We start from the raw sequence: 15,695 nt of genomic DNA, 5'->3' as shown, positions 1-15,695 counted from the left end.
CCGGCCCTTTGTGCCCCGAGACCGCTTTCGCGGGCCCGATCAGGCCCGCGAAAGCGGTCTGGCGCAGAGAAACCAGTGTTTGAGCGAGAGGCTCAGATGACGCTGCGGTAGCGGATCACGCCGCTGAAGATGCGCCGCTTCTGGGTCGGGATGCCCGGCTTGCCCGAGTCGTACATCATGCCGCCGCCGGCGTAGATGCCGACGTGGCCCGTGCCGATGAAGACCAGGTCACCCGGCTGCGGGTTGCTCGTGGGCGCGAAGTGGGTCAGCTGGGCGTAGGTGGTCCGGGGCGCCGAGATGCCGACCTTGCCCAGGACGAACTGCACGTAGCCCGAGCAGTCGAAGCCGGTGGAGGGAGAGGTCCCGCCCCACTGGTACATGATCCCGGTGTAGGCCGCGGCGGTGTCGATGACCCGGTCGCGCACCGACGTGCGGTCGGTGTCGCGCGAGGGTGCGTCGGAGGTGCGGGAGGTGCTCGCCGCGGGGTCCAGCCTCATCGCCGCCGCGGTCTTGGGACCGACGACCCCGTCCCGGAGCAGGCCGTGGCTACCCTGCCAGGACTTCACCGCGGACAGCGTCTTGGGGCCGAAGACGCCGTCGGCGTAGGCGCCGACGACGCGCTGGATGTCCTTGACCACCGCTCCGCGTGCGCCGTACCGCACGTTCTGCCAGGCGCCGTAGCCGGACGTGCTGACCGGGGCGGTGGACCCGCCGGAGCTGCCGCTCGACAGCCGCATCTTGGCGGCGGTCTTGGGACCGATGATGCCGTCCACGACCAGGCCGTGGCTGCCCTGCCACCGCTTGACGGCCGCCAGCGTCTTCGGACCGAAGATCCCGTCGGCGTAGGCGCCGACGATCCGCTGGATCTGCTTGACCACAGCGCCCCGGGCGCCGTAGCGCACCGTCTGCCAGACGGACGGCGTCGTCGGCACCGCCGTGGCGATGTGGACCGCCGTGGCCACGTGCGCGGCGGCGGCCACCGGTGCCGCATTCGGGGTGGGAGCGGCGGCGGGGGTCGGTGCCGCGGTGGCAGCGGGTGCACCGAAGGCTGCTCCGGTGAACATGGCCCCCACGGTCGCCAGTCCGAGTCGTCTGCTCTGCTTCTTCACGTATCTGCTCTTCCGCGTGTAGTCCGGCCCCGAGGCAACCCGAGGGAGGCTAGCAGCGCGTAGCGCGCAGGGATAGGCCGAAGCGTGAATTATTTTCGCCGTTTACGGCGCGCCTGCTTGCCATACCACGTATGCTGTGCCGTTTTGCCCACCGGGTGGCAGTGAAGATCCTCGGTCGGTCGTGCCCGACCTCAGGTGAGCTCGGCGAGGTACTGCGGCAGCATGGCCCGCCACGTCTCCCAGTCGTGCTTCCAGTCCGGGCCCCAGTTGTCGACGCGGTTGGGGATCCCCTTGTCGCCCAAGGCACCGGCCATCGCCCAGGACTCGCCGACGTCCTCCCACTCACCTTCGCCCGACGCGAGGATGATCATCCGCTGGCGCAGCTGGGTGAGCGTCCCCCCGCCCAGGCCGGGCAGGAACTGCAGTGGGGAGGAGAAGTAGAGGTCGTAGGACCACTCCGGGTAGAACTGCTCGATCCGGTAGGTGCCGCTCATACCGATCGCGCGGGTGAACACGTCCGGGTAGCGGCACAGCATCGCCACGGCGTTGAAGGCCCCGATCGACGCGCCTGCCGCGATGATCGGCTGGCCGCCGTGGCAGTCGGCGTGGATGGCCGGCACGACCTCCTCACGGACGCACTCGTGGAACAGGCTGAGAAACTTCGCCCGGTAGGCCGGGCTGCCCTCCTTGGTCAGCATCAGCCGCCCGGCGAGGCTGTCCACCGAATAGAGCTTGATCCGGCCGGCGTCGATCAGTTCCATGCACGCGCCGACCACGCCCATCCGCTCGACCTCCTCGGCATCGCCGCCGGCGGTCGGGAAGACCAGCACCGGGATGCCGAACGTGCCCCATCGGGCCATCGCGATGTCACGGTCGAGCCGCGGTGAGTGCCAGTGCTCGGTGGCCTTCATCCCCCACTCATACACCAGATCCGTGCGGGGCGGGCCCCACCGCGCCGCGGGCTACTCGTAGACGAACTTCTGCGGTCCCGGGTAGACCCACGACAACCCGTCCCGCAGCCGGTCGCGCCAGTCCTCCCAGCTGTGGCCGTCGCGGGCCTCGACGTAGCGCACCGTCATCCCGGCCTGCTCGAAGACGGGGACCATGGAGCGGTTGGGCGTGATCAGCGGTTCGTAGATGCCACAGGACATGAAGATCCGGTCGGCGACGCGGCGCGGCCGGGCGCGGTAGCGGTTCATGAACTTCACCACCGGGTCGAACGCCGGACCGCCGCCGTGGTCGGTGCCGATGTCGGTGAAGACGAACGAACCGGACTGCAGCAGAAGCGATCCGAAGGTCTCCGGGTATCGGTAGGCGGTCGTCAGCGACGCCACCGCACCGAAGCTCGAGCCCATCAGCGCCCGGCCCGGGGGGGTCCCGATCAGGGGCAGCTCGGCCTCCAGGTGGGGCAGCAGCTCGGTCGCGAGGTGCCGGGCGTGCGCGGCCGAGTTCGCATACTCCCGCAGCCGATCGCCCGGGTCGGAGAAGACGACCACGGTCTCGGCGAGGTCGAGTCGGTGGATCAGGTTGTCCAGCACCGTCTTCATCGACGCGAAGTTCAGGTAGTCGTGGCCGTCGTGGACGATCAGCACGGGATAGCGAGCCGTGTGCCGGTAGCGGGCCGGCAGGTATGCCGCGCACGTCACCTGCCGCCGCAGCGCCTTGCTCGGGATCGTGAAGTCGATCAGCTCGCCCTCGCGGGCGTCCGGGTCGTGCCGGGTCCACTCCGGGGTGACGTAACCATGGGCCTGGCAGACCGAGCTCGAGCCCACCGGGCTGTGGGCCACGTTGGGGTTGAGCGGGTCGTTGATCTGCTCGACCGCCTCGCCCCGTCGGACCTCGAGCTGGTACTCGACGCGCGACCCCTCGGGTAGCTCGATCCCGACGTACCAGAGGCTGGTGCCCTCGATCCGCCGCATCGGCACCCGTTGCGGCTGCCCGACGATGCGGTGCCGCACGTGCACCTCGTCGGTGTCCCCAGCCTGGTCACGGTAGAGGAAGGTGCAGTGCGGGCCCTCGATGACGGGCACCTGGTGCTCGGCGAGGAACCGGTCGACGGCGGCTTCGTCGAGGGAAGGACGGTGCCGCAAACGGTTGATCGCCAGCTTGTCGCGCACCGGCACCCGGGGGGTGCGGTCGGCCGGGTTGGGCACGGTGATGCTCATGTCCGAACCTCGCGCTCCTCGGCGGCTGGGGCCACTTCGCTCCATCCTCGCCGCTGGTCGTCGCCGCTCATACTAGATCTCCCTTCGCCACGATCGATCCCTGGCGGTCGAAGACCGTCGCGTCGGCGGGCAGCTCACCGTCCGGACCGAGGTCGACGCGGGCACCGTCGTCGAGCAGGAGACACGTGGAGGGGGCGAACCGCCTGGCCAGGATGGCCATCCGGGCGGCGTCCTCGGTGTGCAGTCGGCGGCGAGCGTGTGGCAGCGGCACGATCCCGGGCACCAGCCCGATGCCGGCGTCGTAGACCTCGGCGGAGGTCGGGCCGTGTGCCACCCGGTCGTGGAAGAGGACCACCCGGTCGGTGAGGGCCATGGCACCGGCAGACCAAGCCAGCACCGGCAGCTCATCGACCTCGGCTCCGACGTTGAACAGGTGCAGCACCTCGAGCAGCACTCCCACGTGGCCACCGGTGAGGACGAGGGCTCCCGCGTCCGCGAGCATCCCGGCGACGGCGGCGCGGTGCTCGACGATCGCAGCGCGTTCGTGCGGCGGGTGGCGGGCGTAGAAGTCGGCATGGATCGCCCGCACCTTGTCGAGGTGTCGTTCGTCGATCTTGCGCAGCACCCACTCCGCCTCGGCGACGGCCGCCTCGCGCACCTGCTCCGATCGGATCGGCTGCCGGTCGAGATCCAGCACGGCCTGCAGGGCGTGGTCGAGTCCCAGCAGGTAGAGGTCCTGGGTCTCCTGCAGGACGTCGCGGTGCTGACGTGCGGCCGCGGCATACTCCGGGTCGCGTTCGAGCACGTCCTGCCACCGAGTCCACAGGGTCAGGTTGCGGCTGCGTCCCCCGAGCTGACGGTCGAGCTCGTCGTCGTCGGACTCGCGCTCCTGCCAGCCGGCGTTGATCGTCGCGAAGGGTCCCTCGAGGCCGAGCTGGTCCACCACGGCTGACAACCGCGGGCGGCGCTGCGGCCCGAGCAGGGTGACCGATCCGCGCAGGGTCTCACCGGGTGTGCCGGGCTGGTCGTGCTCGGTCATCTGGCGTAGACGTGCACGGTCTTGCCCACGTCGTCGAGCATCCCGCGAAGCACGTCGTAGTCGGGGTGGCGCATGCGCACCCACGCGTTGGCCATGTATCCCGCCTCGACCGGCTGGGTCGGCGTGCCCGGGTCCGGGAGGTGCGAGTCGATGACCCACTGGCCGTAGCGGCCCTGGATCTCGTCGAGCCCGAAGTAGCCGCCGATCTGGCCGTCCCGGTCGGGGCGCAGCGCGATGATGCCGCTGGAGTAGCGCCGCGAGGGCGCGTCACCGGTGTGCCCGTGCACGATGGCGTTCGCCCAGGAGCGGTAGATGTCGATGTCGTTGCCCGCGGAGTAGAGGTCCCAGCAACCCACACCGGGGGGCCGGGCGCCGATCTCGGAGAACCGCAGCCCCTTGGGGCTCGCGAACCACTCCATGTGCGTGGCCGACGTGCCGATCCCGAGCGCCTCGATCACTCGCGCGCCCATCTCACGCACGGCGCCGTAACCCTCGGCCTCGTCGATCCGGTTGGTGCTGACGAACATCGGTGAGATCCAGCGGGTGCGCATCGCCTCGAGGACGCCCGGGTAGTAGTGGCAGGCGAAGTCCATCTCGACGTGGCCGCCGACGGCGATGGTGTCGTAGAAGCCCTCGTGGCCCTCGATGAACTCCTCGACCGCGATCGATCCGGTGCCCTCCGCGCCATACCTCGCGAGCGCCGCATCGAGGTCGGTGTCGTTGTCCACGCGAGTGGTTCCTGCGGCGCCGGCGCCGGCCCGCGGCTTCAGGATGAGGGGGTAACCCACCCGCGCGGCGAAGTCCTTGACCTCGTCGGCCGAGTCGGCGCCGGTCGAGGCGGCGGTCGGCACCCCCGCCTCGCGCAGCGCCTGCTTCATCGACGGCTTGTCGCGGCACAGCCAGGTGGTGTGCACCGACGTGCCCGGTATGCCGGTCGCCTCCCTCGCCTGCGCGGCGGCCATGGTGTGCGCCTCGATCGTCGCCTCGAGGGCATCCACCCAGACCTGGTCCTGGATCCAGCGCACCGCGTCGGTGAGCGCGGCGACGTCGGTGACCGAGCCGATCTGGTGGTAGCGCGACATCCACCCGCGCAGCTCGTCGTCGAGGTAGTCGCCCGGCGTCTCGCCGATGCCGATGACGTTGGCGCCGACGGCAGCGAGCGCTCGCACGAACTCGCGCTGGTTGCTCGGGAAGTGCGGTTCGACGAAGATGATGTTCACGGGCCGAGCCTACTGATGCCTGCGCTCCGGGGCCTGCACGAACGCCGCATGGAGTCGGGCCCAGCCGTCAGGTGCTGTCGCCGCCCGCGTTGTCACCATGGCCCGGCAGCGTGGCCCGGTGGGCCCGCCAACGTTCGAGCAGGATCGGCATCTCCTTGCCCACGAACGCGAAGAACTCACGCGTCTCGTCGAGCCGGCGCCCCGCCGCGGTGTCCAGCCCGAGGGTCGAGGCGCCCTCGGCCATGGCGCGTTGCCAACCGTCGATGACGCCGTCCTTGTGCCCCAGCGCTTCGTACCAGACGTCGTCGCCGAGCGAGAAGACATCGCGCCGCGACCCGGGCTCGCGGGACCGCCGGATCATGTCCACCTGCTCGAGATAGCGCATTGCCCCCGAGACCGCGGCGGGGCTGGCCTGGAGCACCTCGCCGACCTCCGCGGCCGTCATCCGGGCGTCGTCGCTGGTGAGCACCGCGACGAAGGCGCGGGCCGCCATCCGCTGCATCCCGGCCGCGACCAGCTCCCCGCTGACACGCTCGATGACCGCTGCCCGGGCCTCGTGCTGGTCTCGTCGGGTCACGACGGCATCCTCTCGTGCCTTCACGACTGTCGCAAACTTCGGTAGTTTTTCAAAGTTCACAACTTCCTGAAATTAGAGTAGCGTCCTGTCCATGAGGACCGCAACAGCCAGCGCGGCCGTCGCCCCGGCGACGGGCACGGCCGCCATCGAGGTCTCGGGCCTCTCCAAGACGTTCGGGGCCACCCGAGCCCTCGACGACCTCGACCTCGAGGTCGCGACGGGCGAGGTCCACGGCTTCCTCGGCCCCAACGGCGCCGGCAAGTCCACCACCATCCGGGTCCTGCTCGGCCTGCTGCGTACCGACTCCGGCACCGTCCGGCTGCTCGACGGGGATCCGTGGCGTGAGGCCGCCGCCCTGCACCGTCGGCTCGCCTACGTCCCCGGCGACGTCAACCTCTGGCCGAACCTGTCCGGCGGCGAGGTCATCGACCTGCTAGGGCGGCTGCGCGGCGGGCTGGACGAGACCCGCCGGGCCGACCTGCTCGAACGTTTCGAGCTCGACCCGACCAAGAAGGGCCGCACCTACTCCAAGGGCAACCGGCAGAAGGTGGCGCTCGTGGCAGCCCTCGCGTCCGATGTCGAGCTGCTCATCCTCGACGAACCGACCTCGGGGCTGGATCCGCTGATGGAGAAGGTGTTCGAGGACTGCATCCAGGCCGAGCGCGCCCGCGGCCGGACGGTGCTGCTCTCGAGCCACATCCTCTCCGAGGTCGAGGCGCTGTGCGATCGGGTGAGCATCATCAAGGACGGTCACGTGGTCGAGGCCGGCACCCTGGCCGAGCTGCGGCACCTCACCCGGACCCGGGTGGAGACGACTCTGCGCGGACCCGTCCCCGATGACCTCGCGAGCGTCCCGGGCGTGCACGACCTGGTCGTCGACGGCTCCCGTCTGGTCTGCGACGTCGACACCACGTGGCTGGACGACCTGCTGCGCCGGCTCACTGCCGTCGGGGTGGAGACGTTGACTAGCTCGCCGCCGACCCTGGAGGAGCTCTTCCTGCGGCACTACGCCACCGACCTGACGGCTGCTTCGGCACAGACCCCGACATGAGTCACCCCACGAAGTTCTCCGCTCCGCTCCGATACTTCGCGGGGACCCCGACATGAGCACGGTGACGGCGCGGCGCCGGGCCTCTCGCCAGGAGGCCCGTTCACGGACCGGTGCCCGGGGGCGGGGCTCCGCACTGTCGGGCACCGGCACCATGCTGCGGCTGGTGCTCCGCCGCGACCGGATCATGCTGCCGGCCTGGATCCTGATCTTCGTGGCGAGCGCCTACGGCTCGGCATCGGCGACGGTCGGGCTCTACCCGTCGGTGGCGTCGCGTGTCTCGGCCGCGACGACGTCCAACGCGACGCCGGCCATCGTGGCCCTCTACGGCAAGGTCCTCGATCCCTCTAGCGTCGGTGGCCTGGCCACCATCAAGCTGACGGTCCTCGGCGCCGTCCTGGTCGCGGTGCTGATGATCCTCACCGTGGTCCGACACACCCGCGCCGAGGAGGAGGCCGGCCGGATCGAGCTGATGCGCGCCGGCGTGCTCGGCCGGGCCGCACCGCTCGCCGCCGCGCTGGTGGTCGCCGTGGGCGCCAGCGTCGTGCTGGGGCTGCTGACCGCCCTCGGCCTCGTGGCTGGTGGGCTCGACGTCGCCGGTTCGTTCGCCTTCGGGCTGTTGTGGGCGCTGGTCGGTATGTCGTTCGCGGCCGTGGCCGCGCTGCTCGCCCAGGTCACCGAGAGCACCCGCACGGCCACCGGTCTCGCGATGTCGGCGCTGGCCGTCGCGTTCGTCCTGCGCGCGCTGGGTGACAGCGCGCCGGAGGGCTCGTGGCGCGGTGGGCTGTCCTGGCTGTCGCCGCTGGGCTGGGGCCAGCAGCTGCGGCCCTTCGGCGACGAGCGCTGGTGGGTTGCGGTCGTGCCGCTCGCCTTCACTGCACTGGTCGCCGGGGGCGCCCACGCCCTCGTGGGTCGGCGCGACCTCGGCGGCGGGCTGGTCCGGCCGCGCCCGGGACCCGCCCGGGCCGCTCCCCGACTGCGCAGTCCGCTGGTGCTCGCCTGGCGGCTGCAGCGGGGTGGCTTCGCCGGCTGGCTGACCGGGTTCGTGCTGCTCGGGCTGATCCTCGGGGGGATGGCCTCGAGCGTCGGCGGGATGCTCGAGAGCGACGCCGCCCGCGACATGATCACCACGATGGGTGGGGTGGACGGGCTCACCGACGCCTTCCTCGGCACCGAGGTGGGGGTGGCCGGCCTGCTGGCCGCTGCCTACGGCATCTCGGCGACGTTGCGGTTGCGCTCGGAGGAGACGGCGCTGCGCGCCGAACCGGTGCTCGCCACGTCGGTGACGCGCACGGCATACGCGGCGAGCCACCTGGTGATCGCCTTCCTCGGCAGCGCGGTGTTGCTCGTCGGCATGGGCGTCGGGGCGGGCCTCACGCACGGAGCCGGCAGCGGCGACGTCGGCGGCGGGGTGGCGAGTCTGCTCGGCGCGGCCCTCGTGCGGCTGCCCGCGGTATGGCTGCTGGTCGGCGTCGCCGTGGCGCTCCACGGCCTGGCGCCGCGGTTGGTCCTGGGCGCCTGGGTGGCCCTGGTGGCCTCGATGTTGCTGGGCGAGTTCGGCGCCGTCCTGGGCCTGCCGGAGTCGGCGCAGCAGCTCTCGCCGTTCACGCACATCCCGTCGCTGCCCGGCGGTGAGATGGCCTGGATCCCGGTGGTGGTGCTGACGGTGATCGCGGTCGCGCTCACCGCTGCCGGGATCGCCGGCTACCGCCGCCGCGACCTCGCCTGACCCGCGAGGAATCATCGCGAGGTTTCGGCCCCCAGGAGGGCGCGGAACCTCACGATGATTCCTCACGCGGTGGGGGCGTGGTGGGTGCGCTGCGGCTGGGGGAGTGCGAAGGGGCGGCACCCGTGACGGGTACCGCCCCTTCGTAGTGCTGCGAGCGGTCAGGCGCGCGACTCGGGAGAGTCTCCCTCGCCGGGGGTCGCGTCGGAGGCGGTGTCGGCGGGAGCGTCGGCAGCGGTCCCCGCGGTGCCGGTGGTCGTCGTGGACGCGCCGGTCAGGTTGGGGTCGACCGGACGGATCCCCGCGTCGCTCGGGCTGTCACCGGGCGACGGCGTGGTCGGCTCCGAGAGCGGCGTCGCCCACGGGTCCTCCTTCGGCTCCTTCTTCTTCATGAAGGCAGCGGCGGCAGCGGCTCCCGCTGCCAACAGACCGAGGAAGATCAAGAAGCCACCCTGCTTGCGGCGCTTCTTGCGCTTGCTGGGCCTGCCGGCAGCCTCGCTCACCGCTTCGACGGCCGACTGGCTCTGGGCGGCGGCCTCCCTGCTCGCGGTGGCGACCGCTTCCTGGATCTTGGGCAGCAGGTCCTCGACGATCCGGTCACGAGCAGCGTCGATCTTCGGTCCGAGCTGGTCCACCGCGGACTCGATCTTGGGTCCGGCCGACTCGAAGCTCCGTTCGAGGCCCTTCTCCACCCGGGGCTTGGCCCACGCCTTCGCGTGCTCGGCACGAGGCTTGCTCCACTCGAGGGCGGCCTCGGCGTGCGGCTTGGTCCAGTCGCGCGCGGCTTCGGCCCGGGGCTTGCTCCATTTGTATGCGGCCTTGGCCCGGGGCTGCCCCCACGAACGGGCCGACTCCGCGGCCGGGACGACCCGATCACGCAGCGCCGACGTCACGGAGCTCGCGCTGGCGGCAGCCTGCTCCTGCGCCTTCTCGGTCTTGCTCTTCTGACGGAACACGAGTCCTCCTGATTGATGATCTCGTCGGTCCTTACCCATCTTGCACTGTCTCAGCCACCCACGACCACCTGGTCCCCCGTGCCCCGCCGTCGGCGCGGACCGGTCCCGTGCCCGATGCAGGGGCGGCACCGCGGCCCGTGAAAGGATGGCGCCATGAATGCCACCCTTCACACGAACCACGGCGACATCAACGTCGAGCTGTTCCCCCAGGCCGCTCCCAAGACCGTCGAGAACTTCGTCGGTCTCGCCACCGGCGAGAAGGACTACCGCGACGACGCCGGCCGCACCAACCCGACGCCGTTCTACGACGGGTTGACCTTCCACCGGATCATCCCCGGCTTCATGATCCAGGGCGGCTGCCCCAAGGGCATCGGCACCGGCGGACCGGGCTACGCCTTCGATGACGAGATCAGCCCCGACAAGGACTTCACGTCGCCCTACATGCTCGCCATGGCCAACGCCGGCAAGCAGAGGGGCCGGGGGACCAACGGGTCGCAGTTCTTCATCACCGTGGGCGCCACCACCTGGTTGCAGGGCAAGCACACCATCTTCGGCGAGGTCGCCGACGGCCCGAGCCGCGAGGTGGTCGACAAGATCGCCGCCGTCGCGACCGGCGCGCAGGACCGGCCGGTGGAGCCGGTCGTCATCAACAGCATCACCGTCGACCAGGGCTGAGCCAGCCCTCCGCATCCGGCGGGCCACCGCTCACCGCCGGATCACCCACCCACCCGGATGCCGGAGACTAACCGCATGACCAACCCCGCGGCGCCCCAGCAGGCCCCGACCTGCCCTCGGCATCCCGACCGCGTGTCCTACGTCTCCTGCCAGCGGTGCGGCCGGCCGACGTGTCCCGAGTGCCAGCGACCGGCCGCAGTCGGCATCCAGTGCGTCGACTGTGTCCGGGAGGGCCAGCGCGGCACTCGTATGGCGCGCACGCAGTTCGGCGGCCGGGTCACCGACGGCGACCCGATCGTCACCAAGGTGATCATCGGGATCTGCGTCGCGGTGTGGATCGGCCAGCTGGTCTGGCCGCGCGTCACGGCCGAGATGCAGTTTGTCCCGGTGCTCGGCGACACCGAGCCGTGGCGGTTCCTCACGGCGGCGTTCGTGCACGCGCCGTCGGTGCAGGACTTCTGGCACATCGGCTTCAACATGTACGCCCTGTGGATCATCGGGCAGTACCTCGAGCCGCTGCTCGGGCGCACGCGCTACGTCGCCATCTACCTGATCAGCACCGTCGGCGGCTCGGTCGGCTACGAGCTGCTCGCCTCGACCCCGAACAGCATCGCCGACTACGCCCGCACCGGGTGGTTCACCCCGACCGTCGGCGCCTCGGGGGCCATCTTCGGGCTCTTCCTGGTGCTGTTCATCCTCAACCGGCACCTGGGACGGGCGACCGGCGGCATCCTGGTGCTGCTGGTGATCAACGCGGTGATCGGCTTCACCATCCCGAGCGTCGCGTGGCAGGCGCACCTCGGCGGCGCGGTCACCGGCGCCCTGTGCGCTCTCGTGGTCACGGCGGCGGCCTCCCCGGGCCGCCGGGTCTGGCAGTGGGCCGGGCTCACCGGGGTCCTCGCGCTGGTGGTCGTGCTGGCGATGGTGCGCTACGCGACCGTGCAGCTGCCCTTCGTGGTCGTGCACTGACCTGCGGCCGCTGACCGCGAGTTACACCGTTGTGGTTTGTCCCCAGCCTGGGGACAAACCTGTGGACAACTCCGTTTCACGGGTCTGGTGGGCACCGACGGTTGCCGGTTTCGCAACTCGCGCTGGCACTACCCGTGCGCGCGAGGGGCTGTGACGGCGTGTCGCGGTCACCTCGCCGGCCTGTGCCAGCGTGGGTTGCGGATTCACCGGGTGTCGGTGAGCGGACGCCGTGCCGGGAGCGGACGGCATACGGGCTGAAGCGGACCGGAAGAGCCCGGTCAGCGCCAGCGGGTGGTCATGAAGAAGCCGGCCATCAGCAGGGCGAAGCCGATCAGCAGGTTCCAGTTGTTCAGGCTGCCGATGGGGAAGGATCCCTGGGTGATGTAGAAGACGACGATCCAGACCAGCCCGATGACCATGAGGCCGACCATGACCGGGAGGAACCACGGCGGGTTGGGCCCGAGGGCCTTGGCCTTGCGGGCGGCAGCCGACTCGGCCTGGGCCCGGCGTTTGCTGGACTGCTCGGCCTTCGGCCGGCGCTTGGACTCGGGCACCGGGTGCTCCTTGCTCGACGTAGAGTTGTCCCTAGCGTAAGGGGTCCGCGTGCGGGAGGGCGGCACCACCCGGTCGCCGACGCGGCCGCAGCGACGACAGCGGCGAAGATGGAGCGGAGCGATCCTGCCGCCGAGGAGTGCGGCAGGAGGGACGGCGGAGTGGGTATGGCGACGGGGCGAGGCGGCAGGGGCCGGATCGGGCCGTGGCGCGCCCTGCTCCCGGTCGTCTGGGTCGTCGCCGGGGTGCTCTTCGGCACCAGCGCCAGCGTCTCCCAGGGCACCGACCTGCGACCGGGGCCGGCCGACCTCGCCGACGTGATCCGCGGACAGACGCAGCGGGTCGAGGCGCAGGCCAAGGCCGTGCAGCAGCTACGCGACCAGGTCGATGCGCTGACCGCCGAGGCCGCTCCGGGCAACCGCAGCGTCAAGAAGCTGCAGAACCAGATCGACGACCTCGCCCCGACGGTGGGCACCGAGGCGGTCACCGGCCCCGGCATCTCGGTGACGCTCGACGACGCCCACCGTGACGCGGCGTCGCTGCCGGAGGGCTACACAGCCGACGACATCGTGGTGCACCAGCAGGACGTGCAGGGGGTCGTGAACGCGCTGTGGTCCGGTGGTGCCGAGGCGATGATGCTGATGGACCAGCGCGTCATCGCCACCAGTGCGGTGCGCTGCGTCGGCAACACCCTGATCCTGCAGGGCCGGGTCTACTCGCCGCCCTTCACGATCAAGGCGATCGGTGACGTGCAGGGCATGCAGCAGGCCCTCGACACCAGCCAGAGCGTGTCGATCTACCGCGAGTATGTCGACCTGCTGGGCCTTGGCTACCAGGTCGACCAGTCCCACCTGACCTTCCCGGCCTACGAGGGCTCGCTCGAGCTGGGCCACGCGCAGGCGGCTCGATGAGTCACCCCACGAAGTTCTCCGCTGCCCTGCCACCCCACGAAGTTCTCCGCTGTCCTGCGCTCCGATACTTCGCGGGGACCCCGACATGACGCAGGTGCGGCGGGCTGCCGGTGTCCTCGGCGAGCTGCTGATCACGGCCGGTGTGCTGGTGCTGCTCTTCGTCGTGTGGCAGCTGTGGTGGACCGACGTCACGGCCGGCCGGGAGCAGGCGCGGACCGTCACCTCCCTCGAGCAGCAGTTCGACCGGTCCGGGCTGCCCGACCGGCCCGTGGTCGCGTCGGGTGCGACCGGGTCGGCACCGTCGACCTCCGCCCCGGCCCCGACGGCCCGGAAGGACCCGCTGGTCACATTCTCGGGTGTCCCGAAGGGCAAGGCCTTCGCCATCATCCGCGTCCCCCGCTACGGGTCCGACTACGCCCGGCCGATCCTGCAGGGCACCGGCACCGACATCCTGCAGCAGGGGGTCGGCCACTACGTCGGGACGGCGATGCCCGGCCAGGTCGGCAACTTCGCGATCGCGGGCCACCGGACGACCTACGGGCGTCCCTTCCACGACATCGACAAGCTGCAGCGGGGAGACGTGGTGATCATCGAGACCAAGCAGGACTACTTCGTCTACCGGGTGCGACGCCACACCATCGTCCGGCCGTGGCAGACCGACGTGATCGCGCCGGTGCCGCAGCACACCGGTGAGCAGCCGAGCGCGCGATGGCTGACCATGACCTCCTGCCACCCCAAGTACAGCGCCGCCTATCGCTACATCAGCTTTGCCAAGCTCGCCGAGAAGGTGCCCCGCGGCAAGGGCCTGCCCAAGTCGCTGCTGGAGGTGAAGGGCTGATGTATGCCGCGTTGTGGCGCCTGGTGCCCGGTCCGTGGCCGGTCAAGCTGCTCGCCATGGTCCTGCTGGCAGCCGTGGTGGTGGCGATCTGCTTCGTCTGGGTCTTCCCCGCCGTGGCGCCCCTGATGCCGTTCAACGGCAACACGGTGGGACAGTGAGCAGGTGACCAGGGTTCTCGTCGTCGACAACTACGACAGCTTCGTGTTCACCATCGTCGGCTACCTGCAGCAGCTCGGTGCGCAGTGCGAGGTGCTGCGCAACGATGCGGTCGGGCCGGCCGATGCGGCCGAGTTCGACGGGGTCCTGGTGTCGCCTGGCCCGGGCACTCCCGAGGAGGCCGGGGTGTCCATCGCGATGATCGAGGGGTGCGCCGAGCGGGCCCAGCCGATGCTGGGGGTCTGCCTCGGGCACCAGGCGCTCGGCGTCGTCTTCGGCGCGACCGTGGGCCGGGCGCCCGAGCTGCTGCACGGCAAGACCTCGACCGTGGAGCACGACGGCACCGGCGTGCTCGCCGGGCTGGAGTCACCCTTCACGGCGACGCGCTACCACTCGCTGACGATCGAGCCCGCGACCCTGGCGAGCCCGCTGCTGGTCAACGGCCGCACGGCGTCGGGCGTGGTCATGGCGGTGCGGCACGAGTCACTGCCGCTGCACGGCGTGCAGTTCCACCCCGAGAGCGTGCTGACCCACGGCGGGCACCGCATGCTGGCCAACTGGCTGGTGACCTGTGGCCTCCCGGACGCGGTCGAACGCTCCGCCGGGCTGACCCCGCTGGTGCACGACGCGGCCGGTATGGCGCGACTCACCGGATCATCCCCAGCCTGACTCGCAGGCAGGTCAGCCCTGCGGGACGTGCGGCTTGACCGGTGGGGGCCCGCCGCCGTTGCCCCCGCCGCCGTTGCCCTTGCCGGTCGTCCTGGAGGCCGTGGCGGTGCTCGACGTCGGTGAACTGGAGGTCGTGGTGGCCGTGGAGCTGGTCTGGGTGGGGGGCGACGTGGTGGTCGACGACGGCGGGGTGACCGTCACGGTCGCCGTCGTCGGCGGCGCCTGGGACACGAGCAGGCTGATCTCGGTGCCGACGGCAACCTTCTTGCCCTCGTGGTCCTGCCGGATGACCTCGTCCGGGTTGATGTCCTGCTCGATCTGGTAGCTCACACTGGCCTTCAACCGCAATGCCGCCAGGATGTTGCGGGCCTCGGCCTCCGTCTTGCCGACGACGCTCGGCACCGTGACCTTGCCACTCGCGACCTTGAGCAGCACCGTCGACTTGGCCGGCACCGCACCGGGACCAGGATCGGTCTCGACGACCTTGCCCTTGGCCATCGTGGGGTCGTCGTCGGTGAACTCCGACTTGGTCTTGAGCCCCAAGCCGGTGAGGACCGACTTGGCATAGGACTGCGACTGGCCGCGCAGGTCGGGGATGGTCACGCTGTCCGGACCCGTCGACACGACGATCGTGACGTCGGCGCCCTGGTCGAGCATCGTGTTGACCTTGGGGTTCTGGTCCACCACCTGTCCCTCGGCAGCGGAGTTGGCCTTGTGCTTCACCACCGGATGCAACTCCGCCCCGGTGAGCGCCGACTTGGCCTGCGCCTCGGTCCGGCCGATCACATAGGGCACTGAGACCTGGGGAGGTGTGTCGTCCTTGTTGTTGTTCATCAGGGTCATCCCGGCGTAGGCGATGACACCGAGCACGGCCAGGGCCGCGAGGGCCAGCACGACGTAGACGCCCCGGTGGCGTGGCTCGTCGCCGTGCAGGGGGATCTCCGCGGTGTCGTCCGGGTGCGCCGGAGGGCGCGGGGGCCGTGCGTCCGCGGCGCCGCCGGCACCCGAGGTCGCCGCCCTCCTTGCCGGCAGTGGCGCCGGAATCGGCCTGGGCATGGGCCTTTTCGGGATCCTGTCGATCATCC

The 15,695-nt window shown here is 70.7% G+C and carries 17 protein-coding genes; 8 read left to right on the top strand and 9 right to left on the bottom strand.

Annotated features, from left to right (window positions below):
• Positions 1–92 precede the first annotated feature (92 nt).
• The 6 genes from FCN22_RS22455 to FCN22_RS00055 all read right to left on the bottom strand — a co-directional run bounded on the left by FCN22_RS22455 (position 93) and on the right by FCN22_RS00055 (position 6,110).
• Positions 93–1,109 carry a C40 family peptidase gene (locus FCN22_RS22455; protein ID WP_137119499.1) on the bottom strand — a complete coding sequence of 339 codons (1,017 nt, stop codon included), beginning with the start codon at positions 1,107–1,109 and terminating at the stop codon, positions 93–95.
• Positions 1,110–1,300: 191 nt separating this feature from the next.
• Positions 1,301–2,020 (bottom strand): esterase family protein, encoded by a 720-nt coding sequence (locus FCN22_RS00075; protein ID WP_137119498.1) that lies wholly within the window; start codon positions 2,018–2,020, stop codon positions 1,301–1,303.
• A gap of 51 nt (positions 2,021–2,071) precedes the next feature.
• The gene (locus FCN22_RS00070) at positions 2,072–3,274 is read right to left on the bottom strand and encodes an alpha/beta hydrolase-fold protein (protein ID WP_137119497.1); all 1,203 of its coding nucleotides are present in this window, start codon (positions 3,272–3,274) and stop codon (positions 2,072–2,074) included.
• Between the two features lie 67 nt (positions 3,275–3,341).
• The gene (locus FCN22_RS00065; RefSeq protein ID WP_137119496.1) at positions 3,342–4,313 is read right to left on the bottom strand and encodes a type 1 glutamine amidotransferase family protein; all 972 of its coding nucleotides are present in this window, start codon (positions 4,311–4,313) and stop codon (positions 3,342–3,344) included.
• On the bottom strand, positions 4,310–5,533 hold the full coding sequence (locus FCN22_RS00060) for an ATP-grasp domain-containing protein (protein WP_137119495.1): 1,224 nt from the start codon (positions 5,531–5,533) through the stop codon (positions 4,310–4,312). Before FCN22_RS00060 ends, FCN22_RS00065 begins: the two co-directional genes overlap by 4 nt.
• A gap of 67 nt (positions 5,534–5,600) precedes the next feature.
• Positions 5,601–6,110, bottom strand: coding sequence for a GbsR/MarR family transcriptional regulator (locus FCN22_RS00055; protein WP_137119494.1), 510 nt, complete (start codon positions 6,108–6,110; stop codon positions 5,601–5,603).
• A 91-nt stretch (positions 6,111–6,201) separates the two neighbouring features.
• Here FCN22_RS00055 and FCN22_RS00050 point away from each other — a divergent pair, with 91 nt between their 5' ends.
• Positions 6,202–7,161, top strand: coding sequence for an ABC transporter ATP-binding protein (locus FCN22_RS00050; RefSeq protein ID WP_137119493.1), 960 nt, complete (start codon positions 6,202–6,204; stop codon positions 7,159–7,161).
• Between the two features lie 52 nt (positions 7,162–7,213).
• Positions 7,214–8,887, top strand: a complete 1,674-nt coding sequence (locus FCN22_RS00045; RefSeq protein WP_137119492.1) for an ABC transporter permease — start codon at positions 7,214–7,216, stop codon at positions 8,885–8,887.
• Between the two features lie 158 nt (positions 8,888–9,045).
• On the opposite strand, the gene FCN22_RS00040 is transcribed toward FCN22_RS00045, so the two are convergent.
• Positions 9,046–9,840 (bottom strand): hypothetical protein, encoded by a 795-nt coding sequence (locus FCN22_RS00040; RefSeq protein WP_137119491.1) that lies wholly within the window; start codon positions 9,838–9,840, stop codon positions 9,046–9,048.
• Between the two features lie 153 nt (positions 9,841–9,993).
• Between FCN22_RS00040 and FCN22_RS00035 the strand changes: the two genes are divergently transcribed.
• The gene (locus tag FCN22_RS00035; RefSeq protein WP_137119490.1) at positions 9,994–10,515 is read left to right on the top strand and encodes a peptidylprolyl isomerase; all 522 of its coding nucleotides are present in this window, start codon (positions 9,994–9,996) and stop codon (positions 10,513–10,515) included.
• 75 nt (positions 10,516–10,590) lie between these two features.
• Positions 10,591–11,484, top strand: coding sequence for a rhomboid family intramembrane serine protease (locus FCN22_RS00030; protein WP_137119489.1), 894 nt, complete (start codon positions 10,591–10,593; stop codon positions 11,482–11,484).
• Positions 11,485–11,762: 278 nt separating this feature from the next.
• On the opposite strand, the gene FCN22_RS00025 is transcribed toward FCN22_RS00030, so the two are convergent.
• A complete protein-coding gene (locus FCN22_RS00025; RefSeq protein ID WP_137119488.1) occupies positions 11,763–12,038 on the bottom strand; it encodes a cell division protein CrgA in 276 nt (91 codons plus the stop codon).
• A 165-nt stretch (positions 12,039–12,203) separates the two neighbouring features.
• Here FCN22_RS00025 and FCN22_RS00020 point away from each other — a divergent pair, with 165 nt between their 5' ends.
• The 4 genes from FCN22_RS00020 to FCN22_RS00010 all read left to right on the top strand — a co-directional run bounded on the left by FCN22_RS00020 (position 12,204) and on the right by FCN22_RS00010 (position 14,610).
• Positions 12,204–12,947: a DUF881 domain-containing protein gene (locus tag FCN22_RS00020; RefSeq protein WP_137119487.1), complete on the top strand. Its 744-nt coding sequence runs from the start codon at positions 12,204–12,206 to the stop codon at positions 12,945–12,947.
• 85 nt (positions 12,948–13,032) lie between these two features.
• Positions 13,033–13,785, top strand: coding sequence for a class E sortase (locus FCN22_RS00015; protein WP_137119486.1), 753 nt, complete (start codon positions 13,033–13,035; stop codon positions 13,783–13,785).
• A complete protein-coding gene (locus FCN22_RS21745) occupies positions 13,785–13,943 on the top strand; it encodes a hypothetical protein (protein WP_202911319.1) in 159 nt (52 codons plus the stop codon). Before FCN22_RS00015 ends, FCN22_RS21745 begins: the two co-directional genes overlap by 1 nt.
• 4 nt (positions 13,944–13,947) lie before the next feature.
• Positions 13,948–14,610, top strand: coding sequence for an aminodeoxychorismate/anthranilate synthase component II (locus FCN22_RS00010; RefSeq protein WP_137119485.1), 663 nt, complete (start codon positions 13,948–13,950; stop codon positions 14,608–14,610).
• Between the two features lie 12 nt (positions 14,611–14,622).
• Here FCN22_RS00010 and FCN22_RS00005 read toward each other — a convergent pair.
• Positions 14,623–15,695, bottom strand: a 1,073-nt coding sequence (locus FCN22_RS00005) for a PASTA domain-containing protein (RefSeq protein WP_137119484.1), incomplete at its 5' end; no start/stop codon positions are given.

Origin of the sequence: Segeticoccus rhizosphaerae, assembly GCF_005222685.1 — a bacterium.
In the GTDB taxonomy this organism is placed as follows: Bacteria; Actinomycetota; Actinomycetes; order Actinomycetales; family Dermatophilaceae; genus Segeticoccus; species Segeticoccus rhizosphaerae.
The sequence above is the reverse complement of the archived record's forward strand: the minus strand, read 5'-3'. Positions and strand labels throughout refer to the sequence as shown.